The sequence below is a fragment of the Leptolyngbya sp. BC1307 genome, from assembly GCF_002286735.1.
GTDB lineage: Bacteria > Cyanobacteriota > Cyanobacteriia > Phormidesmidales > Phormidesmidaceae > Phormidesmis.
The window spans coordinates 12,359-35,036 of the sequence record NZ_NRTA01000031.1 but is presented as its reverse complement, the minus strand read 5'-3'; the positions used below and the strand labels follow the sequence as shown (position 1 = coordinate 35,036).

General features: G+C 53.2%; 25 protein-coding genes and 1 pseudogene. 15 read left to right on the top strand and 11 right to left on the bottom strand.

Features of this window, described 5'->3' with window-relative positions:
• The first annotated feature begins 1 nt into the window (after position 1).
• On the top strand, positions 2-1,231 hold the full coding sequence (locus tag CKL79_RS15700) for a glycosyltransferase (RefSeq protein ID WP_121970523.1): 1,230 nt from the start codon (positions 2-4) through the stop codon (positions 1,229-1,231).
• A 148-nt stretch (positions 1,232-1,379) separates the two neighbouring features.
• On the opposite strand, the gene CKL79_RS15695 is transcribed toward CKL79_RS15700, so the two are convergent.
• The 3 genes from CKL79_RS15695 to ndhC form a co-directional block, all read right to left on the bottom strand.
• Positions 1,380-1,901, bottom strand: a complete 522-nt coding sequence (locus CKL79_RS15695) for an NAD(P)H-quinone oxidoreductase subunit J (protein ID WP_121970522.1) — start codon at positions 1,899-1,901, stop codon at positions 1,380-1,382.
• A gap of 5 nt (positions 1,902-1,906) precedes the next feature.
• Complete coding sequence (gene nuoB / locus CKL79_RS15690) at positions 1,907-2,590, bottom strand: NADH-quinone oxidoreductase subunit NuoB (RefSeq protein WP_121970540.1); 684 nt, start codon at positions 2,588-2,590, stop codon at positions 1,907-1,909.
• A 77-nt stretch (positions 2,591-2,667) separates the two neighbouring features.
• Complete coding sequence (ndhC, locus tag CKL79_RS15685; RefSeq protein WP_121970521.1) at positions 2,668-3,030, bottom strand: photosynthetic/respiratory NAD(P)H-quinone oxidoreductase subunit C; 363 nt, start codon at positions 3,028-3,030, stop codon at positions 2,668-2,670.
• Positions 3,031-3,589: 559 nt separating this feature from the next.
• On the opposite strand from ndhC, the gene CKL79_RS15680 reads away from it, so the two are divergent.
• The 6 genes from CKL79_RS15680 to CKL79_RS15655 all read left to right on the top strand — a co-directional run bounded on the left by CKL79_RS15680 (position 3,590) and on the right by CKL79_RS15655 (position 6,098).
• The gene (locus CKL79_RS15680; RefSeq protein ID WP_240518894.1) at positions 3,590-3,901 is read left to right on the top strand and encodes a rubredoxin; all 312 of its coding nucleotides are present in this window, start codon (positions 3,590-3,592) and stop codon (positions 3,899-3,901) included.
• Between the two features lie 145 nt (positions 3,902-4,046).
• Positions 4,047-5,048 carry a photosynthesis system II assembly factor Ycf48 gene (locus tag CKL79_RS15675; protein ID WP_240518891.1) on the top strand — a complete coding sequence of 334 codons (1,002 nt, stop codon included), beginning with the start codon at positions 4,047-4,049 and terminating at the stop codon, positions 5,046-5,048.
• Positions 5,049-5,234: 186 nt separating this feature from the next.
• A complete protein-coding gene (psbE, locus tag CKL79_RS15670; RefSeq protein WP_121970519.1) occupies positions 5,235-5,477 on the top strand; it encodes a cytochrome b559 subunit alpha in 243 nt (80 codons plus the stop codon).
• Between the two features lie 73 nt (positions 5,478-5,550).
• Positions 5,551-5,685, top strand: coding sequence for a cytochrome b559 subunit beta (gene psbF / locus CKL79_RS15665; protein ID WP_006455065.1), 135 nt, complete (start codon positions 5,551-5,553; stop codon positions 5,683-5,685).
• Between the two features lie 9 nt (positions 5,686-5,694).
• Positions 5,695-5,817, top strand: coding sequence for a photosystem II reaction center protein L (locus CKL79_RS15660; protein WP_121970518.1), 123 nt, complete (start codon positions 5,695-5,697; stop codon positions 5,815-5,817).
• Positions 5,818-5,978: 161 nt separating this feature from the next.
• On the top strand, positions 5,979-6,098 hold the full coding sequence (locus CKL79_RS15655; RefSeq protein ID WP_121970517.1) for a photosystem II reaction center protein J: 120 nt from the start codon (positions 5,979-5,981) through the stop codon (positions 6,096-6,098).
• 190 nt (positions 6,099-6,288) lie between these two features.
• Here the strand turns inward: CKL79_RS15655 and psaI are convergent.
• Positions 6,289-6,384: pseudogene (gene psaI, locus CKL79_RS24385) on the bottom strand (photosystem I reaction center subunit VIII); the annotation flags it as partial.
• 264 nt (positions 6,385-6,648) lie between these two features.
• On the opposite strand from psaI, the gene CKL79_RS15645 reads away from it, so the two are divergent.
• Positions 6,649-6,918: a GlsB/YeaQ/YmgE family stress response membrane protein gene (locus CKL79_RS15645; RefSeq protein ID WP_121970515.1), complete on the top strand. Its 270-nt coding sequence runs from the start codon at positions 6,649-6,651 to the stop codon at positions 6,916-6,918.
• A gap of 304 nt (positions 6,919-7,222) precedes the next feature.
• Positions 7,223-8,656, top strand: coding sequence for a hypothetical protein (locus tag CKL79_RS15640; RefSeq protein WP_121970514.1), 1,434 nt, complete (start codon positions 7,223-7,225; stop codon positions 8,654-8,656).
• A 9-nt stretch (positions 8,657-8,665) separates the two neighbouring features.
• On the opposite strand, the gene CKL79_RS15635 is transcribed toward CKL79_RS15640, so the two are convergent.
• The 4 genes from CKL79_RS15635 to trxA all read right to left on the bottom strand — a co-directional run bounded on the left by CKL79_RS15635 (position 8,666) and on the right by trxA (position 11,665).
• The gene (locus CKL79_RS15635) at positions 8,666-10,129 is read right to left on the bottom strand and encodes an FAD-binding domain-containing protein (protein WP_121970513.1); all 1,464 of its coding nucleotides are present in this window, start codon (positions 10,127-10,129) and stop codon (positions 8,666-8,668) included.
• Positions 10,130-10,222: 93 nt separating this feature from the next.
• Positions 10,223-10,768 (bottom strand): NUDIX hydrolase, encoded by a 546-nt coding sequence (locus CKL79_RS15630; protein ID WP_121970512.1) that lies wholly within the window; start codon positions 10,766-10,768, stop codon positions 10,223-10,225.
• 5 nt (positions 10,769-10,773) lie between these two features.
• Positions 10,774-11,325: a 2-amino-4-hydroxy-6-hydroxymethyldihydropteridine diphosphokinase gene (gene folK, locus CKL79_RS15625; protein ID WP_121970511.1), complete on the bottom strand. Its 552-nt coding sequence runs from the start codon at positions 11,323-11,325 to the stop codon at positions 10,774-10,776.
• Between the two features lie 16 nt (positions 11,326-11,341).
• Positions 11,342-11,665, bottom strand: a complete 324-nt coding sequence (gene trxA / locus CKL79_RS15620; RefSeq protein WP_121970510.1) for a thioredoxin — start codon at positions 11,663-11,665, stop codon at positions 11,342-11,344.
• Between the two features lie 199 nt (positions 11,666-11,864).
• Here trxA and fabG point away from each other — a divergent pair, with 199 nt between their 5' ends.
• Positions 11,865-12,614, top strand: coding sequence for a 3-oxoacyl-[acyl-carrier-protein] reductase (gene fabG / locus CKL79_RS15615; RefSeq protein ID WP_121970509.1), 750 nt, complete (start codon positions 11,865-11,867; stop codon positions 12,612-12,614).
• 44 nt (positions 12,615-12,658) lie between these two features.
• On the opposite strand, the gene CKL79_RS15610 is transcribed toward fabG, so the two are convergent.
• Positions 12,659-13,810, bottom strand: a complete 1,152-nt coding sequence (locus tag CKL79_RS15610; protein WP_121970508.1) for a site-specific integrase — start codon at positions 13,808-13,810, stop codon at positions 12,659-12,661.
• A gap of 128 nt (positions 13,811-13,938) precedes the next feature.
• Between CKL79_RS15610 and hemH the strand changes: the two genes are divergently transcribed.
• A complete protein-coding gene (gene hemH, locus CKL79_RS15605; protein ID WP_121970507.1) occupies positions 13,939-15,102 on the top strand; it encodes a ferrochelatase in 1,164 nt (387 codons plus the stop codon).
• A gap of 152 nt (positions 15,103-15,254) precedes the next feature.
• Entirely contained in the window at positions 15,255-15,833 is a 579-nt protein-coding gene (locus tag CKL79_RS15600) for a rhomboid family intramembrane serine protease (protein ID WP_121970538.1), read from the top strand.
• A 69-nt stretch (positions 15,834-15,902) separates the two neighbouring features.
• Here the strand turns inward: CKL79_RS15600 and hrcA are convergent, their stop codons facing one another.
• Complete coding sequence (gene hrcA / locus CKL79_RS15595; RefSeq protein ID WP_121970506.1) at positions 15,903-17,066, bottom strand: heat-inducible transcriptional repressor HrcA; 1,164 nt, start codon at positions 17,064-17,066, stop codon at positions 15,903-15,905.
• A 453-nt stretch (positions 17,067-17,519) separates the two neighbouring features.
• Here hrcA and CKL79_RS15590 point away from each other — a divergent pair, with 453 nt between their 5' ends.
• From CKL79_RS15590 to CKL79_RS15580, 3 genes are all read left to right on the top strand, one after another.
• The gene (locus CKL79_RS15590; protein WP_121970537.1) at positions 17,520-18,551 is read left to right on the top strand and encodes a LysR family transcriptional regulator; all 1,032 of its coding nucleotides are present in this window, start codon (positions 17,520-17,522) and stop codon (positions 18,549-18,551) included.
• Between the two features lie 297 nt (positions 18,552-18,848).
• The gene (locus CKL79_RS15585) at positions 18,849-20,261 is read left to right on the top strand and encodes a protein kinase (RefSeq protein WP_121970505.1); all 1,413 of its coding nucleotides are present in this window, start codon (positions 18,849-18,851) and stop codon (positions 20,259-20,261) included.
• Between the two features lie 55 nt (positions 20,262-20,316).
• Positions 20,317-21,711: an ABC transporter substrate-binding protein gene (locus tag CKL79_RS15580; protein ID WP_121970504.1), complete on the top strand. Its 1,395-nt coding sequence runs from the start codon at positions 20,317-20,319 to the stop codon at positions 21,709-21,711.
• A 28-nt stretch (positions 21,712-21,739) separates the two neighbouring features.
• On the opposite strand, the gene CKL79_RS15575 is transcribed toward CKL79_RS15580, so the two are convergent.
• Positions 21,740-22,609, bottom strand: coding sequence for an RMD1 family protein (locus tag CKL79_RS15575; RefSeq protein ID WP_121970503.1), 870 nt, complete (start codon positions 22,607-22,609; stop codon positions 21,740-21,742).
• Between the last annotated feature and the right edge of the window lie 69 nt (positions 22,610-22,678).

The following is a 22,678-nucleotide window of genomic DNA, read 5'->3' as shown; positions in this document are numbered from 1 at the left end:
AATGAATATTTTGATGCTTTCGGCAACGTTTCCTTACCCCCCGACAAGAGGGGGGACTTCAGTGAGAACGTTTAATCTACTCAAATACCTCAAGCAGCAAAATCACCGGATTACGCTGGCAACGCATCGCTCAGAAGATGTAACGGATGATGAGATTGCGGCCTTAGAGGGCTGGGTAGATTGTTTAGCTGTGTTCTCTCGCCCGGCTGGTAGCGAGCAGACGGGCGCTTTCGGAAAGGTAGAGCGGCTGGCAAATTTTGCGCTGGGAGGTACGCCGCCGAATGTGATCACCACCCGGTCGGACGAAATGCAGTCCTGGGTAGATCGGCAGATTGCTAGCGGTGACTTTGATGCAATTACCTGCGAGCACAGCGTCAATGAAGTCTATGTGCCGGATGATATTGGGCGATACATCCCTAAGTCGGTGGTGAATATCCACAGCTCTGTGTATGGTACTTGCGCCCATCAGCTGGCGGGCGGTACGGCTGAGAAACCCTGGCGCGATCGCCTTAACCTTCCACTGCTCAAACGCTATGAACAGCGCTACTGCCAAAAGTTTTCCGATCTGGTCGTTACTACCGCTGAAGACAAACAGCAAATGACCGCTTTGAGTGGCAAAGAAAGCATTTCTGTCATTCCTAACGGCGTTGATTTAGACATGTTTACGCCGCGCTCTCAAGATCCGGGGGGACACGCTCTGGTTTTTATTGGCGCAATGGATAATCTGCCTAATATAGATGCAGTCACCTTTTTGGCTAGAGATATCTTTCCGCTGGTGCAACAGGCTTATCCTCAGGCAACGCTATCGCTAGTAGGGGCTAGACCAACGCCAGCGGTAAAGGCTTTGCAGGAAATCCCTCACGTAGAGGTGACAGGTAAGGTCCCTGAGATGACGCCCTATCTGCATAATTCGACCGTCTGCGTGATTCCGATGCGAACGGGCTATGGCATTAAAAATAAAACCCTGGAAGCGATGGCGGCGGGGATTCCGGTGGTGGCGAGCGATCGCGGTTTAGAAGGTCTGACTATAGAGGGTAAGGGCATCCCGCTGCGGGCTTTGCGAGCAAACACAGCGGCTGAATATGCGGCGGCAATTGGGCGGCTGTTTGATTCGGCTGAACTGCGCCAGAAGCTAGCGGAAAACGGGCGGGAGATGATTGAGGAAGAATTTACTTGGGCGATCGCCGGTAGCCGATACGAGCAGATCTTGCTAAATGCGACGCGAGTTTGAATGTCACTGGCTCGCCATTTTGTGAACACTTCTTGAGGAGATACAGCCATTCCCTCATGCCTAAAGCAAGCCAGTATCAGCATCAAATTTGCCAAAACCAAAAGCCCTCCACATACCGTAGAGGGCTCTCAAAGTCATGCAAATTGGCTTAGTAAGCGTCCTGCAACTCGTAGAAATCGGGTGAAATGTAGTCTTTACGTAGTGGATAGCCTTCCCAGTCTTCTGGCATCAGCAGCCGCTTCAGATTCGGATGTCCTTCGTAGGTAATGCCAAACAAATCGTAGCACTCGCGCTCCTGCCAATCAGCGGCCTTCCAAATCCAATATACCGAAGGCACTTTGGGATTGTCGCGAGGCAGAAAGCACTTAATCCGCACCTCTTCGGGCGCATCAGCATCGTCATTGAGTTTGGTGAGGTCGTAGACACTCACTAACTCTTTACCTGGCCCAGAATCATAAGCACACTGACAGCGCAAGTAGTTAAAGCCATAGGCATACAGCGCTGTCGAAAAAGGCAACAGAAACTGAGGATCGATCTTCAGAACTTCTATACCCGAATGATCGCGCTCCATTACCTCATGGGCGAACCCTTGCTCACTTAGCCAAATAGAAACCTCACCCGCTTCGACAATCGCCGATTTAGATACCTTGCTATCTTCTTTATCAGCCATCTACTTTATGCTTGCTCCTCTGCTACTTTTGCCTCGGACTCGGTAAGTGCCACAGGTGCCCCCATTGCCTCAGCTAGCTCTTTCGGCGGGGCGTATCGTTTCTCAGAAGCCAGATATTGGCCGGTCAATATGGGCGCAACTGTCTTCATGTTGTGAGAACGGGTATAAAAGCGATGCGTCTCAACTAACTGCCCTCGCTCCTGCATAGACTCGTTGGCAATTTTCTTACGCAGCTTGATAATGGCATCAAAAATTGCTTCAGGTCGAGGTGGGCATCCCGGAATATAGACATCCACCGGAATAATTTTATCGACGCCGCGAATGGCAGTCGGTGAATCAACGCTGAACATGCCGCCTGTAATTGTGCAGGCACCCATTGCCATTACGTAAGCAGGCTTTGGCATTTGTTCGTAAAGGCGAACCAGGGCTGGCGCCATCTTCATAGTCACCGTGCCCGCCACGATGATCAAGTCGGCCTGACGGGGGCTAGCCCGAGGCAGCAGGCCAAATCGGTCAAAGTCAAAGCGAGAGCCAATTAGCGCCGCGAACTCAATAAAGCAGCAGGCCGTGCCGTACAGCAGTGGGAATAAACTCGACAGACGAGTCCAATTGTAAAGGTCATCAACTGTCGTCAAGATGACATTCTCTGAGAGATCTTGGGTGACTCCGGTATTAACTGCCGGATTCATAATCCGCTCACCAGGGTCGATTAAAGGCCCTCTGGCATTCGCTCCGTTCTGTTTGACTCCTGACTGCATACTCGATCCTACGACCATTCCAAAGCTCCCTTGCGCCATGCGTAAACTAAACCGACCACCAAAATGGCGATAAAAATCAATGCCTCTACAAAGGCTAAGACTCCCAGGGTGTGAAAGGCGACCGCCCAAGGGTATAAGAACACGGTCTCTACATCGAAGATAACGAAGACCAGTGCAAACATGTAGTAGCGAATGTTGAACTGAATCCAAGCGCCACCAATTGGCTCGCAGCCAGATTCGTAGGTTGTGCGTCCGGCTGGGCCGGCACTAGCGGGCCGCAGCAGCTTAGATGCGCCTAAGGCGACGACTGGGACTAGGCTACTGATCAGCAAAAAGCCGAGAAAATACTCGTATCCACTTAAAACAAACACAGGCTATGCCTTCAACATGTTTCGCAACAGTTTACATTGTAGCGGCCTCAGCCATAGGCGGAACCCCGTAATTTTGGCGGCGCTAGTCCCTGCAAAGACACCTGACACCTGACTGACTTGAGTACGTCTAACTTGATTACCTCTAAGGAGCGTTGCCTACAGCAGAAAACCCACCGTATGCAATAATAGTTTACAGAGATTCTCATACTTTCCAGTTAGCTTTGGATAGCGCTTTTTCCTTTGGTTTTGGCCGCCTTCCCCAGCTAGCGGGTTCGACAGAGGTGACTGAAAATAGCAACCGTCGGTCAGATTGCGATCAGACTGTATAGGTTGCAATAGGTTGCAAATACATTGGCAACTGTGGAGGCTGCGCCTCACGCGATTTGAAAGACGATGGATTCCAATTAAAGCAATGAGTACCGAGCCACAGCCTAATATTGAGCCGGAACAGTCGTCGCCGATTGAAGAAACGATCCCTTTGGTTAAATCTGAAGGTGCTACCGATGCTGCTGGCAGCTCTGAAGGCGAACCGGACAGCGAAGATAGGCCACTCACGCCTCTGGAGATCGATCGCTACGAATGTCGCGCCTGTGGCTATACCTACGAGCCCGCTAAAGGCGATAGTCGAACCGATACACCACCGGGCGTGGCTTTTGAAGAACTGCCTTCAGGCTGGCGCTGCCCGGTGTGCGGTGCTAGCACCCGGCAATTTAGCAATGTTGGGCCAGCGGGTACAGCGTCAGGCTTTAAGGAAAACCTGAAGTATGGGTTTGGGGTCAATACCCTCACGCCTGGCCAAAAGAACCTTTTGATCTTTGGTGCGCTGGGTATTGCTGTGCTGTTTTTCTTGAGTCTGTACGGTCTTCGATAGGATTACTTGGTCGATGAGGGAGAGTTCGTAGTGCTGACGAACGCTTGTTGGCTTTTTCTGAGAGTCGTCATATACGCAAGTTTTTGAGTGAGTGATTTTTGCTGGAGTTGTCATGCAGACGGGTTTAGAGGGTTTGAAGAGGGCTGTGAATAGAGCCGGAGTAAGGGTCGTGGGGCTGCTCTTAGTGGCTGTGCTGACCACTAGCTGCGGCAACGTGTTCCTATCGGACATGGGAACCAACCCATGGGAGGTGATTGCCTTGCCGACCGAAGCTTCGATTTCGGATGTGGCCTTTGCCAAGGGCGGTGAACATGGCTGGCTCGTGGGTAGCCGGACAACGCTGCTGGAGTCTACCGATGCGGGCCAAACTTGGGAACCGCGTATTCTAGAGCTAGGCGAGCAGCGGTATACCTTCACTTCTATTGACTTTAATGGCGATGAGGGTTGGTTGGTTGGGCAACCGAGCGTCATGCTACATACCACCGATGGCGGCATGTCCTGGTCCAATATTCCGCTTGATCCGCAGCTGCCTGGACAGCCACTGCTAGTGACAGCTATCGATAGTCAATCGGCTGAACTAGCAACCGATATCGGCGCGATCTACCGCACTGACGATGGTGGAGAGCATTGGAAGGGTTTAGTAGAATCAGCTGTCGGGGTGGTGCGAAATATGACTCGCAGCCCTGAGGGGCGATACGTGGCAGTGTCGTCTCGGGGAAACTTTTATTCGACCTGGTTGCCTGGGCAAGCGGCTTGGCAATCCCACAACCGGGAAAATTCTAAGCGCTTGCAGAATATGGGCTTCAGTAAGGACGGCTTGCTATGGCTAATTGCTAGGGGCGGCCAAATGCAGTTTGGGACTGAGCAGACTGATTACGAAGAGTGGACTGAGCCGATTAACCCTGAGTTTGCCTCTAGCTGGGGACTGCTGGATGTTGCCTACCGCACCTCTAAGGAGCTGTGGGTGACAGGCGGCAGTGGCAATTTGCTCATGAGCCCAGACGGGGGTGAGACCTGGTTCAAAGACAAGGCTGTTGAAAACGTACCCACTAACTTTTATCGCATTAAGTTTTTGGAGGGGGATCGGGGCTACGTGTTAGGGCAGCGAGGCTATTTGCTACGCTATGAGAAAGAACCTACGGTATAGCCAACGGTGGTATGGGAGGAATGCTCGCAGGTCTGATTGATTGCGCTAGCGCGGCTGTAGAGATCTGTTGTAAGGGGCGATCGCGCTGCGAGTACCAAACTTTTAGGAATTGCTTGTGAGGAGACCTGAGAGTTCCGTATGATGGATAATAAGGACTGACTGCTTTAGTTTAGGAGATTTTGAAGTATGGCTGGCGATACCGGTGAAAGACCTTTTGGCGACATTGTAACGAGCGTTCGCTATTGGATTATTCACAGCATCACGATTCCGGCTTTGTTTATTGCAGGCTGGCTGTTTGTCTCAACGGGGCTCGCGTACGACGCATTTGGCACGCCTCGCCCGAATGAGTACTATCCGAACAATCAGATGGAGTTACCCATCGTAGATGATCGCTACGATCCTGACCGGACGCTACGCTATAACGACTAGCGGCCCTGGCGATCGCTCGCGATCGCACCCCGACTAAGACGATATTAACGACGACTATTTCTGGAGAATTGCCATGACCAGTGGAAACCCTAACGAACCGATTTCCTACCCGATTTTCACCGTACGCTGGCTGTCTGTACATGCTCTGGCTGTGCCTTCAGTTTTCTTTTTAGGCGCGATCGCCGCTATGCAATTTATTCAACGCTAGGAGGATCCTATGGCTGATAGACCCACTAACCCTAATAAGCAACCTGTTGAGCTAAACCGAACGTCTTTGTTCTTAGGTTTGCTCTTGGTCTTTGTAACTGGACTGCTGTTCTCTAGCTACTTCTTTAACTAAGACCTTAGCTATAGTGATTGCGATTGAAGACTGCTGTCTTGCCAGCCCGATACAGACAAATTGACAGATAAATCAGCAGGGTTTAACCAGCGTTCGTTCCAGTTGGCTATGGGCAGCGTGGTTGGTTAATACCCTCCATGTTGTGAGTAGGAGAGAGTCTCATGTTTCAGAACGGTAAAATTCCCCTTTGGATTGTGGCGACAGTAGCTGGCACAGGCGTGCTAGTTGTCGTTGGCATCTTTTTCTATGGCTCTTACATAGGGACTGGCTCGGCGCTTTAGTGCACCTCCCTTAGCTCATAGTATAGCTACACACAAAAAGCGACCTGCTGTTCGGCAAGGTCGCTTTTTTGATTAATTTTAGTGGTGTATGACCTATTGCAAGCAGCCGTACCGGCTAGACAACTTCCTTCTGGCTGTCTTCGGATAGTTGACCCCAAGGGGTAGTGTCGCCCCCAGTCTTGGCCTGGCCGCGCTCAATATAGAGAAACAGAGCAGCCATAGTAACTGCAGGAAAGACTAAACCAACTAGGGGAACCAGGATAGTGGGTAAAAAAGAAGCTGTCATGTCGCGGGTCCTTTTTTAAATACAAATTGTTCATCAGCATTACAACCCTACTTTGAATTGGCAGCAAAGTACGTCTTCCTTAGCTGAAATTAACGAATCAGGGTTAACCTTCTTGAGAGATAGTCAGCTATCTGACGTAAGGCATAGGACATCTCAGTCTTGAGAGAGTCGCGCTATGCTAGCACATTCCGCTAAATTGATGACAACCGAAGGGGAATGCTCATTTCCTTTAGCTAAATCAGAAATTTTGGAGAGAAAGTCATAATGAATATTATCGCTTGGATTGTTTTGGGTTTAATTGCTGGGGCGATCGCCCGGGCTATCTATCCTGGCCATCAGGGTGGCGGCATCCTCGGCACTATGTTGCTAGGCATCGTCGGTGCATTCATTGGTGGTGCCATTTACTCACTGATTGCGACAGGCTCGATTGCCTTTGGTGGTGCCAGTCTCAGTATCGGTGGCGTTATCGTTGCAGTATTGGGTGCCATCCTCACGCTGTTCATCTACTACGCAGCTACCAAGCGCGCGGCATAGAAGCGGCTCCTCAGGGGCCAGCTCTCCTCCCCTCTGTGGGGCATTTGTAGGACGCAGCGACGCATTGAGAGGTCACTGCAGCAGCTGCAGCAAAGGATCGATGAGCAGTCGCTGAAGCTAATGCAAGACTGATGCACGGTAGGTCAATTGGGCGCATGCCTGGTTGACCTATTGTGCTGTTAAGATGAGGGCAATCTTAATCATTGATAGACGTTACTGTCACCGATTAAATTAAGCCGCGCGGCGACTTAGCGCAGAAGCTGAAGACGAGCCTGCTTATCTTTTAGGAGAACGATTCGAGCCGATGGTGGATAAACAGGCGAATAAATCCGTCACAGTCAAAACCAGCAAAGTAAATAAAGAGCCTTTGAGCGGTGCAGATTTAGATCAGCAAGTTCAGCAGCAGATGGCTTTAAAGCAGAAGCTGTTTGACTTTGTGTTAGAGGCTGAAGATGAGGTAGCGATCGCCCTAGAAGCCTTCAGTGCTCAGCAGCTGAGCCGGTGGGCCAAGCCGAGTTTGTCAGGCATTAGCCGCACAGATCTGGCGGTTGATATGTTTTTGACTGAAGGGCAAGTAGCCGATCAGTCCGTCATCGATCTGTTTATTCAGTCAGATCGCGAGCTGTCAGCCGCATCCCAGAACTGGTTGAAGCAATGGAAAAAAGGCTTTAGCGGACTATTTGCCGTATGTAGCGCCAAGCCGGAACGCTATGTGCTGATGAACTGGCTAACAGAAAAACTCTACAGCGTTACGCCAAATCAATTCCAGGCTCCGACGGTACTCTCCAGGCTGAGCCCAGGGGAAATTGTCATTGCTAGACTGCTGCCAGTTACCGATAGAGCATGGACTTTTTCAGGACCGCTGACGCTGTTAGGAAAGCTAGGTGAACCTAAGCTGGCCGTAGCGATTGGCAACTTTAAGCAGTGGTTTCCGCAATATCTCTATGGCGACGCCCCTGAGCTGAAAGAAGCAGCTTGGGACTCGGTGAAGCAGCAGCACGAAGACTTTGTGGCCTTTTTTGGGGCAGAGAAGCTGACGATGCCTGGGCGCGAGCTGAACCAAAAGCTAAAGGTCTATCAAGAACAGGCTACCGAAAGCCAGTTTGCGCAAGCTGGGCTGGATAGCTCAAAGTCACTGCAAACGCTGGCGGAAGACTCTGGGCTATCGGCAGAAGAAATAGAAGAGGCTATGACGGCGCTGGGCGAGGAGAGCAAGGTGGCCAAGCGTCTGCTGGAAAGTGGGCGATCGCTCAAAATGGTCATGCCCAAAGTAGACCTGCCCGATGAGCTGCGCCATGCAGAATCTGTAACCGTGTTTGCTCATCCTCGGTGGGGCCAGACGTTTTTGACAGACTATAGCCGCCTGAAAGAATTGCTGGCCCGATCAGGTGCGGCAGGCGAACAAGCAGAAGCTGAAGAAACGGCCAAGCTAGATCGCTTAGTCATCAAGCATTTGGAAAATGAGCAGGCGATCGCGCCGGTCTGGTATCACCTCGCAAAAGAACATGGCAAGCCGCTAGAGGCATCACTGCGCCGAATATTGGGCAACCCTGACTTTGATATTGAGCAAGATCTAGATGGAGCGATCGCCCGCTACGGCAAGCTGCTCACCCCTCAGATTCCCGAATCCGCTAGCGTCCCCCTACATTTGCACAACCTTTTTCAATCGGCACTGCAAACCGTGAGTAAAAGCACCGCTAAGAAAAAAGCCAAGAAAAAGTCGGGCTTTGGCGCGTGAGGCAAAGAGCTAACTCTTTTGTGCTTTGTAGCGCTCCTTAAATTCAGCCTGCTGTCGCTTGTGGTTCACAATCGGCATTGGGTAGTCAGTGCCTTCTAGTTCCGCCTCGGGAATGTCGCCAGTGATTAACACGCCAGTGTCGAGGTGGCGAATTTCGGGGATCCATTCGCGGATGTATTCAGCGTCTGGATCGTACTTTTTGGCCTGACTCGCAGGATTAAAGATTCGGAGTGGCTTGGGATCCATACCGCTAGAGGCGCTCCACTGCCAGCCGCCGTTATTAGCAGAAAGATCGCCGTCATACAGCTTTTGCATGAAGTATTTTTCGCCCCAGCGCCAGTCGATGATCAGATCTTTGGTGAGGAAGCTAGCGACGATCATCCGGCAGCGGTTGTGCATCCAGCCGAGGCTGTTGAGCTGGCGCATGGCAGCATCGACGATGGGATAACCGGTTCTACCTTCGCACCAGGCTTGAAAATGATCTTGGTCATTGTCCCAGGGAAAGTCTTTAAGCGGATCTCGGTACGGGCCTTCGGCGAGTCTTGGGAAAAAGTACATGACACCCTGATAGAATTCGCGCCAGGCGAGTTCTTGTTGCCAGGTGCGAATATTTTCGTGGGTTTCGTCGCTGCGGGCACGGCTGTAAGCTTCATCGGCAGCTTGCCAGACGGTGCGAATACCGATGGTGCCAAATTTGAGCGCGGCGCTGAGGGTTGAGGTGCCGGGGATGGCGGGGAAATTGCGCTGTTCGTCGTATTCGGCGATTCTCCCTTGGAGAGACTCCGTCAACGCCCGCTGGTCATCACAAAATTTCTCCAACTGAGCTAGCGCCGCTGCTTCCCCTGGTGCCAGCAAAAGCTCATGATCCCACTCATAGCCCAAATCTTTAGCCGTTGGCAGCTCAATATTTCCGGCATCATTAGCCGTGGCTTTTTCTTGAGGGCTCAGTCCGGTCACATTAGAGAGTGCCTTGATCGGGTTGGGTTTATCGTGCTTAATCCAGTTCCGCCAAAAGGGTGTGTACACCTTGTAGGGATCGCCACTGCCGGTTTTGATGCTGTCTGGGTCGTGCAGAAGCTGATCCCAGAACTTTGTATGCATCTCGATGCCGTTGTCTTTTAGCGCTTTGGCAACGGTGGTGTCGCGCTGACGCGAATAGGGTTCTACATCGCGGTTCCAGTAAACGGCAACGGCTCCCAGGGCACTGGCTAATGGGGGGATGGCTTCTTCTGGCTTACCTTTCAGAATCAGCAGTTCGCTACCGGCAGACTTGTAGCTCTCTTGCAGTTCAGCCAGGGATCCGATCAGGTAAGTAACGCGGGCTGGGGCAATGTCGTCGCCATCTAAAATGCCGGGATCGAGGCAGAAGACGCCGATAATTTTGGGGGTGCGATCGCGTGCCGCCGCCAAGCCCAAATTGTCTCGAATTCGCAAATCCCGACGATGCCAAAACAGCACTAGCTCAGCAGCCATAGTCCCCCATTCCCAAAAACAGTTTCTAGAAGATCACGGGCCATAGTATAGCGAGCTTAGTAAGGGCGACCATCGGTCATAGGCATTATCGCCTTACAGGTAGGCTTTGGCCATATAAAACGCTGCGATGGATTTTGCATCAATCGCGACGCCCGTCAAAATCGCCTTTTCTAATTCATCAGCGCTCATGAGCAACACTTCGAGGTCTTCGTCCTCATCTAATGCCAGCGCCTCGGTCAGTTTCTCTAAATCGGTGGCCAGATAAGCGTAGATAATTTCGTCAGAATAGCCCGGTGCATTTGGGAACTTGCCCAGTGTTTTCCAGGTATGTGCCCGGTAGCCCGTCTCTTCCTGGATTTCGCGCTGAATCGTGCCCAGTGGATTTTCTCCCTTTTCGACTGTGCCTGCTGGGAACTCCAGCAGGCGGCCCTGCATGGCAAACCGATATTGACGCACCAGCACAAACTGCCCCTCAGCAGTCACCGGTACGGCCATTGATCCGCCGGGATGGCGAATACATTCATAGTCGCCAACGGACCTATTGGGCAGCCGGAAGCGCGACACCTCAAAGTTAAATTTGCGCCCTTCGTAGAATAGGCGGTGTTTGATTAACTGCGGCGGTTCTTGTCCGGCTGCCATAAGCGTTAAGGAGATTGAGGGCTAGCGATCGCTTCTACAGACGACTTTACCCCAGCGATAGGTAACTGCTCCAGTAGCTGCGCAATGGTTTTACCAAAAATGGGGTGAGGCCAAGCGGACGCAATATCTGCCAGCGGTACCAGCACGAAGGGCCGTTCGTGCAGCCGGGGGTGGGGCACTGTGAGACCAGGTAGGTCAATAATCTGGTCGCCAAACAGCAGCAAATCTAAATCGAGCGATCGCGCTCCCCACCTTTCCTGACGAATGCGACCAAACTGGGTTTCAATCGCGAGCAACCGGGACAAAAGCGATCGCGCTGTCAACACGGTCTCTACCAGCACACAAGCATTGAGATAGTCAGGCTGGGGCGGGCCAACCGGCGCGGTTTTGTAGAGGGGCGATCGCGCGACCACCGTGATCCCCAATTCCTGGTCAATCGCCTGCACCGCCGCTGGCAAGATTTGCTGAGAATTGCCCAAATTGCCGCCGAGGGCGATCGCCGCCCGCACCGGACGGCCTACCCGCCTAAGTTCGCTGCTATCTGACAGTGCGGTCATGCATCCTTGCCTGAGCCTACTCGCCCAGCACCCCTCGAACCCGCGCCACAAGCTGATCAGCTGTGAGAACGCCTTCAATCCGGTCAACTGGCTGCCCCTGCTTAAAGAGAACGAGCGTCGGCAGCGCATGAATCTGGTGTTGGGAAGCGATCGCAGGGTACTTCTCAGTGTCGATTTTGACGACTTTGACTTCGCCCTTCATCTCAGCGCCCACCTGAACCAAAATTTTTGCCATCATCTGGCAGGGGCCGCACCAATCGGCATAAAAATCGACCAGCAGCGGCTGATCGGAACCACTGATCATCTCATCGAAGCTATTGAACTGCTGTTTGACTGCCATGGGCGTGCGAGTTGGAGAGGGAAATAACTTCCTTATGCTAATGGGCTGATCTGGATTGTGTGTAGGTTACGCGCCAATAATTTAGAGTTCTTTAGGGATTTAGGAGCTTTTCTAAGGTTTCTTTTGAGCTGTAGCGATAGATTGCTCCGCACCTCGCGAAATATTACAGTGAGTGAGCGAATTTATAAGGAGATACGTCATGGCTGGAGCGCTGACAGACAAAGTGGCCATCATTACGGGCGCTTCGCGAGGCATTGGGAAGGCGGCGGCAATGGCACTAGCTCAAGCCGGAGCCAAGGTCGTGGTGAACTATGCTCGCTCTAGCGACGCGGCAGATGCAGTAGTCGCGGCAATTTCTGAAGCGGGGAGTGAGGCACTCGCTCTTCAAGCCGATGTCTCTAAAGCCAACCAGGTAGATGCGATGGTCAAAGCCACTATGGATAAGTTTGGCCGCATCGACGTGCTGGTCAACAATGCGGGCATTACCCGCGACACGCTGCTACTGCGCATGAAACCCGAAGACTGGCAGGCTGTGATCGACCTGAACCTGACAGGCGTTTTCTTATGCACCCGCGCAGTGAGCAAAATCATGCTGAAGCAGCGTTCTGGTCGCATCATCAATATTTCCTCTGTCGCCGGGCTCATGGGCAATCCGGGGCAGGCCAACTACAGCGCGGCCAAAGCAGGCGTCATCGGCTTTACCAAAACCATTGCCAAAGAACTCGCCCCGCGCGGCATCACCGCCAACGCAGTCGCTCCCGGCTTTATCGCGACCGATATGACAGAAGATCTCAAGAACACTGAGGAAATTCTGAAGTACATTCCCCTGGGCCGCTACGGTCAGCCGGAGGAAGTGGCGGGTTTAATTCTCTTTTTAGCAGCCGACCCAGCCGCTGCTTACATCACCGGGCAAGTGATGAATGTAGATGGCGGCATGGTCATGCACTAGCACGGGAAAACATCAGACTAAATGAAGGCTACGTCGTCTAGCGCTTAGTTATTCCTCAAGGCCGCTTTTACAGCGGCGCTCTGGTCGCGGCGAGTGATCCAGCGATGGTAAGTGCGGTTGTGGATGGCGACTGAGTGGCCCATCATGCGGGCAGAGACGGTGTCAGGCAGACCCATGTGGACGGTGCGGACAGCCCAGGCATGACGGAGATCGTAAGGATTGAAAGGCACGTCGTAGCGCTCAAACTGCTTGGAAACGGTTTGACCCACTCGCTGCAAAGTGGTGATATTCAAGTCGGTGTTGATTTTGGGAAGGGTAACCTGGCGCAGGTTAAAGGCGTCTATCCACTCTGGATAAAAAGGCCAAACGTCGTGCTGGCCGGTTTTAGTGTGCGCTAAGACTTCGATAGCGGCTTCCTCATCGCCGCTAGCCAGTAGGGTATAGTCGCAGAAAAATACCTCGTGGTTGCGCAGGCCGTAGGTGGCCATGATGCCGTAGACAAATTTCCAGGTGGGGTTGGGAATGCGTTCGTAGGCGCTGAGGATTTCTTCGTCGGTGGGCAGATGGCGAACTTGAGTCTTGCTGTTGCCGTAATTGCCCCAAAAGGACTTGAGCGGTGTGGGTAGGGGCGTATTGAGAAAGGTGGCAAGCGCGTCTAGGGCCGTGCAGCAGACCTGGCGGCTGCGAGAGTTGGCACTTGTGCTTTGCACGGTGGCGTAGATGGCTTCGGGCAGGGAGAAGCTGGGGTGCTGGGTGGCGATCGCCTGCAATTTCCTCAAATACGGCACGTAGGCTTTTTCCCAGGTGGTTCGCACCGAAGCGGGCTGACTGGTACCCTGGCGCAGATCAAAGAAATAAGTCTCGAAGGCTGCGATCTGCGCTGACAAATCGGCCCCGGCTCGCCTAAGACCAGCAACTGGCCCCAAATAGTCCTGCCAGTCAAAGGTATTTTCGATCAGCTGGGCAGCAATCACCTTGGCGGCTTTTTCAATCTGCTTGAGTCCGGCCTTAGTAGCAGGCAAACCCAAAGGAATCCGCTGCTGATAGGCGCGCAGCTTAGGACTACCCGGACGAGGCGGAAAGGTTCCACGCAGGCTCAGCTTTTCGCCGCGTCTGTCAATCTTTAAACCCATCTGAGCGGCTTTTAACCGCTGGTTAGCCGTGCTGATTTGGACATCGAAAGGATGAATTGTCATATGCCAAAAGTGGGAACCAACGCGATACTTCAATTATTTCCACTAAAGGAAATGATTCAGGCTTAGCGTTAGTTGTTACGATAAGCAAAGATGATTAAAACGTTAAACATAAAGGTACGCGATTCATTATGAGCCGTGTGGGAGTTTTACTGCTGAATTTGGGCGGGCCAGAAAAGCCGGGGGACGTTCGTCCCTTCCTGTTTAATCTGTTTTCAGACCCTGAGATTATTCGTATTCCGTTTCCCTGGCTGCAAAAACCCTTAGCCTGGTTTATCTCTAGTCGCCGGGCCGCCACTTCGCGGGAAAACTATCAGCAAATCGGCGGTGGCTCCCCGCTGCGCCGCATTACTGAAGAGCAAGGCGAGGCTCTCAAGGTTGCTTTAGAGGAGAAGGGTCACGACGCTGAAGTCTATATCGGTATGCGCTACTGGCATCCGTTTACCGAAGAGGCGATCGCCCAAATTAAGCGCGACAGTATCGACAAGCTGGTGGTGCTGCCGCTATACCCGCAGTATTCTATCAGCACCAGCGGATCGAGCTTTCGCCTGCTAGAGCAGCTCTGGCAAGACGATCCGAAGCTGGCCTCGATTGAGTACACCCTAATCCCTTCGTGGTATGCCCGGCCTGGCTATGTCAATGCCATGGCTGATCTGATTCGTACTGAACTAGATAAACTTCCTAACCCGGATAGCGCTCATATTTTCTTTAGCGCTCACGGGGTGCCCGTCAGCTATGTCGAAGAGTTTGGCGACCCCTACCAAAGGGAGATTGAGCACTGCACTGACCTGATTATGCAGGCTTTGGGACGGCCTAATGACTATACGCTGGCCTATCAGAGCCGGGTAGGGCCAATTGAGTGGCTGCAGCCCTACACCGAAGATGCCATCAAATCACTGGCAGAAGCGGGCGTTGATGAGCTGATGGTCGTACCTATCAGCTTTGTTTCTGAACATATTGAGACGCTACAAGAAATCGATATTGAATATCGAGAAGTGGCTGAAGAAGCGGGCATTGAGCATTTTTACCGGGTGCCAGCGCTCAATACGTACAGTGGCTTTATTACCGATCTCGCAGAGATGGTAGAAGAGGCAGCGATCGCTAAACCCGTCCATTTTTCCGACCTGGAAAAGCCTCAAAAGAAAGTCAAGATCTATCCTCAAGACAAGTCTGCTTGGGGAATGACGCCAGTGGCAGAAGTGTGGAACGGTCGCTTGGCGATGCTGGGCTTTTTAGCATTGCTGGCAGAAATTGTGACCGGTCATGGCCCGCTACATCTGATCGGATTGCTGTAGCGCTTTCTGTAGGGTTGCCTGGAATCGTAGACCGAATGGGTGTGTCTGTACGAAGACTGCTTTAAACAATTGTGATCGCGGCTTTGCTGAGCTAGCTCATTGAAAGGAGAGTTCTGATGGAACCCAATCGCTCTGTAGAATCTAAGCGCTCTATGACGGGCGAATTTAAGCTACAAATAACGACGCTGCTCGGGCTAGTCGCTTTGCTATGGGCGATTGAAATTGTCGATCAGGTGGTGTTTCGCGGCAACCTATACCGGTTGGGCATTCGACCGCGATCGCTCTCCGGTCTGTGGGGCATTTTGTGGGCTCCTTTTCTGCATGGCAACTTTGCCCACCTACTGGCCAATACCGTGCCGCTGGTAAGTCTGGGCTGGCTGATTATGCTGCGCGAGACCGGCGACTGGCTAGTTGTCAGCGCGATTGCAGCGCTATGCAGTGGTTTGGGCACCTGGCTGATTGGCGCGCCAGGTTCATACCATATTGGGGCTAGCGGCGTTATCTTTGGCTACTTTGGCTTTTTGCTGCTGCGAGGCTATTTTGAGCGCAGCGCGGTGGCGATCGCCTTTTCAGTTTTAGTGACTTTTCTCTATGGCGGCATCATCTGGGGCCTGTTGCCCAACCAGCCCAACATTTCATGGGAAGGTCATCTGTTTGGCTTTTTAGGCGGCATACTTGCGGCGCGCCTATTGGCCAAGCCTCGTCGTCAGCCACAGCCCAAAGATTTTTAGACTCGCCCCATCTGCTAGCGGCCCCATCTGCTAGCAGCCCCATCTGCTAGCAGTATTGCTTCTAATTCCTTAGCCTTCCGGCGTCAGCTGCTCTCCTAGCTGCAGAGTGCTGGAGACCGCTTCAGTCAGATGGTTGGCCGCAGCTTCTACGGCGGCGACCGCATTCTCATAAAGCATCCGCGTTGGCCCTAATACGCCTAAGCTACCGACGGGGCCAGGCGCACTGCCATATAGCGAGGTCACTAGGGCGCAAGTTTGCATGGGCGCTACTGGGTTTTCGGTACCAATCCAGATACGTAGCCGCCGATTATTGGAGATTTCTGCGCCTACTAGAGCATCAGTCTCCCCAGCCAGTCGGGCGGTAGAGATGAGCGGCCACAGCTGGTCGCGACCGTCTTCTAAAAGCTGAACGAGGCTGCGGACCTGGCTGCGCTCGGCAAATTCTGGCTGATCAAGGACTTCGGCCAGGCCGCTGACGAGAATTTGGGTGGCGGGGTTGACGCGCGATCGCCGCGCCAGATCGACCATGCCCTGCTGCAATCCACTGATATATCGCTGAAACGCCAGATCGAGATCAGACCAGTCTAAAACAACGTCGTTCAGTACACCTCCCCGCAGTTGCTCAGTGAGAAAATTTGAGAGCACCTGAAGTTCTCGGTCGATTTCTTCCAGACTGATGGAATCGCTATCGGCGCTGCCCACTTCATTGAGGGGCCGATCGCTCTGGCGGGGTAGCGGCAGCAAAATCGAGTGATTGCTGTAAACGTCAAAGACGACTAGCAGCAGCAGTTGGCGATCGCTGACCCGCACGAGCTGCAAATGCTTGATCTTAGGTTCATCTAGCTGAGGCATGGTCACCAGAGCAATATAGCCACTGAGACTCGCCAAAATCTGCGCTGATTCTTGCAGCAGCGCCTCTATTGCCTGTCCCTGCCAGCCAATGCGCTGATTGAGCGTGGTCTCCATGCGCCGGGTCAGCGGCTCAGACGGGGTCATCAGCTCATTCACATAGGCCCGGTAGCCGGAGTCCGACGGAATCCGCCCAGCTGACGTATGCGGCTGATAGAGTAAGCCAGAGTCTTCTAAGACGCTCATGACGCTGCGAATGGTGGCCGAACTCACCCGCAGGTTGTAGCCTTTGGCCAGAGATTTTGAGCCGACTGGCTCCGCTGTGCTGACATAGTGGCGCACTGTCGCCCGGAGAACATTCTGCTGTCTGGGGGTGAGCTGCATGGACGCTTTGCCTATGGAATACTTGCACTTTAACGAAACTGGCTAGCCTTTGGGCGATATTAGGCGTTCAGCCCTATCTAAAACTGTACGTCGCTAACTTGGCAACTCGGCCAATGTCGGATCTAAGTTTGACCTGCCGTTGCGATCGCTAACTGCCTCGGTCACTACAGATTAGCGATAGGTCAAGCAAACTATAGAGTGCCCCCCTTTAATTTTGCACCACATTAACAGATCCTCCTCCAGCGGCTGTGGCTGTCATTACAAAATGATCCCCTGAGATCATCCGAACTCAGCAATCTTCGGCAATCGCTTCAATATCCTGGTAAATTCAGAGAGTCATGGCAATACTGCTGTGACCTCAGGGCGCATGGTAAAGGCCCGATAAGTAAGTTTGCTTACTCAGGGCTGCGTTCTCACCCCCACCGGATTCCTGCTGTGCCAGGTGATGCCATCATGTCTGACCTTCCCTTTACCCTCGATCAGCTCCGCATTTTGAAGGCTATTGCTGCTGAGGGTAGCTTTAAGCGTGCTGCTGACAGTCTGTATGTGTCGCAGCCAGCGGTAAGTCTGCAAGTGCAAAATCTGGAGCGCCAGCTAGATGTGCCCTTGTTTGACCGGGGCGGTCGCCGGGCGCAGCTGACCGAAGCTGGGCATCTACTGCTGAAATATGGCGATCGCATCCTCAGCCTTTGCCAGGAGACCTGTCGGGCGATTGAAGATCTGCAAAACCTGCAGGGCGGTACTCTCATTATTGGGGCCAGCCAAACCACGGGCACTTACATGCTGCCGCGAATGATCGGTCAGTTTCGCCAGCGCTACCCCGAAGTCGCTGTGCAGTTGCACGTACACTCCACTCGGCGGACGGCTTGGAGCGTCGCCAACGGTCAAATAGACCTGGCCATTATCGGCGGCGAGATTCCCCCAGAGCTGCAAGATTCTCTAGAAGTCGCCCCCTACGCCGAAGACGAGCTAGCGCTGATCATGCCAGTCTTTCACCCGCTGGCCTCAAGTGAAATGATCGCCCGCAGCGACCTCTACAAGCTGAAGTTTATTACGCTCGACTCTCAGTCCACCATTCGCAAGGTGATCGATCAGGTGCTGACCCGGGGCGGCATTGAAACCCGGCGACTGCGAGTAGAGATGGAGCTAAATTCGATTGAAGCGATCAAAAATGCGGTGCAGTCGGGCCTGGGCGTCGCCTTTGCCTCAACCTCTTCGATAGAGAAAGAGCTGCAGATGGGCGTCATTCACCGGGCTCGCATTGAGTCAGTTGAAGTAAAGCGAACGCTGTCGGTGATCTTTAACCCCAATCGCTATCGCTCTAAGGCCGCAGAAGCATTTACCAAGGAGATTTTGCCTCAGTTCACCAACCGCGAGCTGGCCTTTACTAAAGCGAATGCCGATGGTCGGGCGGCGGCTAGTAAAAATGCTTCTGCTAAAGTACCGGCAAAGGTTAATGCGGTGGTTGATGCCGATAGCCACTGAGTATGGGCTACTGAATATGGCTACTGAGAATAGCCGCTGAGGCGGAGCGCCTTTGTGCTTTCGCTTTCGGTGCAGACAAAGAGTGTAAGTGGGGCTCGCTGCTAGCGCTAGGAGGATTTTTCACGAGTTAACGATCTGCGGGTTAAAGTTTACAAAAGCCATCTTTAAGCGTAGGCGCGATCGCCATTGTCTGAAGCATATCGCCACTCATCTTGCCTCTGCTATGCCTGACTAGGCCGAAGCAGCAGTTGATGCAGAACCCCAGTCCTGAGCGGCTGGCCTATTGTAAAATCACTCATGCAACTGCACTGCACCCGACCCAACTGTCCCTCCCCGAGCAATCACTTCAGCGATCTTGACAATCCCAAAATCTCTCGACCGCTGAAACAAAAGTTCTGCAGCGCTTGTCGAATGGAGCTGATTTTGGGTGGGCGCTACCTGCCGGTGAGCGTGCTTGGGCAGGGCGGGTTTGGGACGGCTTTTTTGGCTCGCGATTTCGACTCGCCGACGCAGCGCCGCTGCGTGGTTAAGCTGTTTCAGCCGCCGGTGACGCTAACGCCTCAGCAGATGGCCACCGCGCAGCGACTGTTTGCCAGAGAGGCCGAAGTGCTAGAGCGGCTGGGCTTACAGCACCCGCAGATCCCTAACCTTTACGCCTATTTCCCGCTGCCGATTACCAATCCGCTCACCAACCAGCTAGAAGAGCTGTTCTACCTGGTGCAAGAGTATGTAGACGGTGAAGATCTCGAAAAGGTTCGCCATCGCCAGGGCAAGCTCACAGAGGCTGAGGTCGATAAGGTGCTGCGGGCCATGCTCGATGTGCTGGACTTTGTCCACAGCAACGGCGCTATTCACCGAGATGTAAAGCCATCTAATATTATTCACAGCCAAAACGGTCGGCTGTCGCTGCTCGATTTTGGCGCTGTCAAAGAGGTGACGACACCCACTGGGGTACAGCGTGGCCCGACGACCATCTGCTCACCGGACTACGCGCCACCGGAGCAAATTATGAATGGCACGGTCGATGCCACTTCTGATCTCTATGCGCTGGCAGCGACCTGTGTGGTGCTGCTGACTGACAAAGACTCTAGCGAGCTGCGCGATAGCTCTTCTAATAGCTGGAACTGGCGATCTGAGGCCCGAGTTTCGCCAGGGTTTGCCCAGGTACTTGATCGAATGTTGCGGGCCAAGCCGAGCGATCGCTATCCTTCCGCCAAAGCCGTTTTAGCCGCCCTGTCTGCAGGTAGCAGCCAGCCCCCGTCAGTCCCGTCACCGCTCGTAACGCCACCCACCCCGGTTGCTTCCTCTGCGCCGCCTGCGCGACCACCTGTGCAGCCGGCCCCTCAACCCATTCAACCGCTGTCGCTGCCTCGTTTTTTAGGCAATGCGGCCTTTGCAGGGGCAGAAGGGGGACTGCTGGCGATCGCCGCTATTAGTCTTCTGGGCACAACTTTTTGGGGCGGCGGCGTTTGGCTAGCGATGCTGGCTGGTCTGGTGCTGCTCCAAGCACGCCGGGTGATAGAAGGAACGGATCTGGTGATTATTGCCGGACTAACGTTGGCGGCGGTTATCTTTTTTCCGCCCCTTCATAATTTGTTGGTGGGCGGCTTGAGCATGATTTTGGTAGTGACGGTGATGGCAGGCGGGTTAGGGGTGGCGATCGCCGTTATCTTCAGACTTATTTTCCGCTTGGTTTCCCGTATCATGTGACTTAAGATAGGCTTTTTTTGAGCATCCTTATAATAATGGGGTTTGATAGAGTCATATGGGCAAACGAAACGAGCTGCCAGCCCTTGTCGCATCTTTGCTGATTACTGTAGCGCTCTTAGGCGGCGGCGCTTGGTGGCTCAAGAATAATTTTTTTAGTTCAGAAGGTTCGCCTTCGACTGGCTCAGCCGCATCCAGTCAGAACACGTCTGAGGCAGGTAATCAGCCGAACCAGTCCATCTTACCAGGGGCAGTTTCTGCATCTAAGCAAAAAGGTCTTGAGACTTTGGCGGCGGGTGACTATGCCACGGCCCAAACCGAACTGACAGCCGCCCTGCAAGCCCAGCGCAACGATCCAGAAGCGCTGATCTATCTCAACAATGCCAAAATTGGCAACGGCTCAGCCTATACGATTGCGGTGCCGGTGCCTGCGAGCAAACTAGTCAATCCGGCGCTAGAAATTTTGCGCGGGGTAGCCCAGGCCCAAGCAGACATTAACCAGGCGGGCGGAATTAACGGCACACCGCTAAAAGTGATATTAGCCAACGATAGCGGCCAGCCTGACACAGCGGCGGCAGTAGCTGATCAGCTGGTCAAAAACAAAGATGTGCTCGGGGTCATCGGTCACTACTCAAGCGACACTACCCTAGCGGCGGCAAAGGTCTACGAGACAGGTCAGCTGGCCATGATTTCTCCTACTAGCACTGCTGTCAAGATTGCCGATGCGGGCGACTATATTTTTCGCACGGTGCCGAGCGATCGCTTAGCCGCTGCCACCCTAGCCCGCTACGTGCTCAATACCTTAAACAAAAAGCAAGCCGCTGTTTTCTATACCAGTGACAGCACCTACAGCCAATCGATCGAGTCAGAATTTACCACTGAGCTGCTCAGTAACGGCGGTGAAGTAGTCGCTAACTTTGACATCAGCGAGGCAGGCTTTAGCGCAGGCAAAGCGGTACAAATGGCAAAAGAGTCCGGGGCCGACGTGATCATGCTTGCCCTCACCGCAGACACTGCTGCTACCTCTATCCAAATCATGTCTGTCAATCAGCGAGAACTGCCTGTTGTTGGCAGTGACGACCTGTACGATCCGAAAGTGCTTGATGTCGGGCGTGAAGATGCCTTGGGGCTCACCATAGCGGTGCCCTGGCACATTCTCAGCCATTCGCAGAGTCCGTTTGTTAGCGAGTCGCGGCAGCTTTGGGGCGGCGATGTCAACTGGCGCACGGTGATGGCTTACGATGCGACCAAGACGCTGGCAGCAGGGATTCAATCAGACCCCACTCGGGCGGGTGTCGCGGCAGCGCTAGCGAGTTCCGGCTTTAGCGCTGAGGGCGCGACTGACACAGTGAGCTTTTTTCCGTCGGGCGATCGCAATCAAACCTCTCAGCTCGTAGAAGTCGTACCCGGCAACCGCTCCGGCAGCGGCTACGACTTTGTGCCTGTGCAGTAGTTTTCAGGCAGATGAAGACATCACCCGATCACTGCCGGAACCACATATCGTAAATTGACAAGACGATTTCGACCACAATCAAAATGACGATGTACCATTCCACCCGATGACTGCTGTCACGCTGCAAAACCCCCAAAGAGGTTTCGACCGTTCTGGACACTAGCGCTAGCTTTTGCTCCAGGGCGACTAGCCGCTCTCGGAGTTCATATTCGTTTTCCAGACGCAGATAGAGACGGTCTAGTTCGGGATAATCCCAAACAGGGTCAGGTTTTTCGCCAACTTCAACGATGCCCAACATTTTTTGCTGAATCAGCAGCATACCGCCAATGTAGCTGAGCAATTCTTTCTCTTTGGGCGGACGCAGGTTCTTGCCTTGAATGGCAGTCGTGAAGGGCTTGATCCGCTCAAAGAGGCTTGACACTTCGGTTTCGTAATAGTCTAGAGCAACGCTTTTACCCAGGGCTTCGGCGACAATTTGCAGGCGTTCGGCGCTGCATTCTTGGAGCCAGAGGGTATTGCCTTCTAAGCGTTCTTTGGGACGTTCTTCGGCTTGGGAGCGAAAGGCGATCGCCAGTTCTTCTGAAACGTTCGACGGTAACGGTTCGCGAATATGGGGCCGCAGCATTTCAACCAGTTCGCTTTCTTCCTCAGCGCTCAGATCGAAGGTGACGATAATGCCGTAGCGCAGCAGGACAGCGCACCCTGTCATACCGGCTCGAATAATTAAAGGATTAGTTGCCAGCGGTTCAACCTTTTCGAGCCCTTTGAGGACGATCCGCTCGCCGACGATGCGGGCGCGGGCAGCGATCGCTGCTTTATTAGACCAGTTGATGCCAACAGCAGGAATTAGCGTTTGCGAGTCAGAATTTTGAGAAGCCGTATTGTCGAGAGAAATCATAAAGATGAGGCAAGCGTAGCAGCAGATGGAAAACTCTCTTAGTTTAGAGCTTCTAGTTTAAAGATGAGG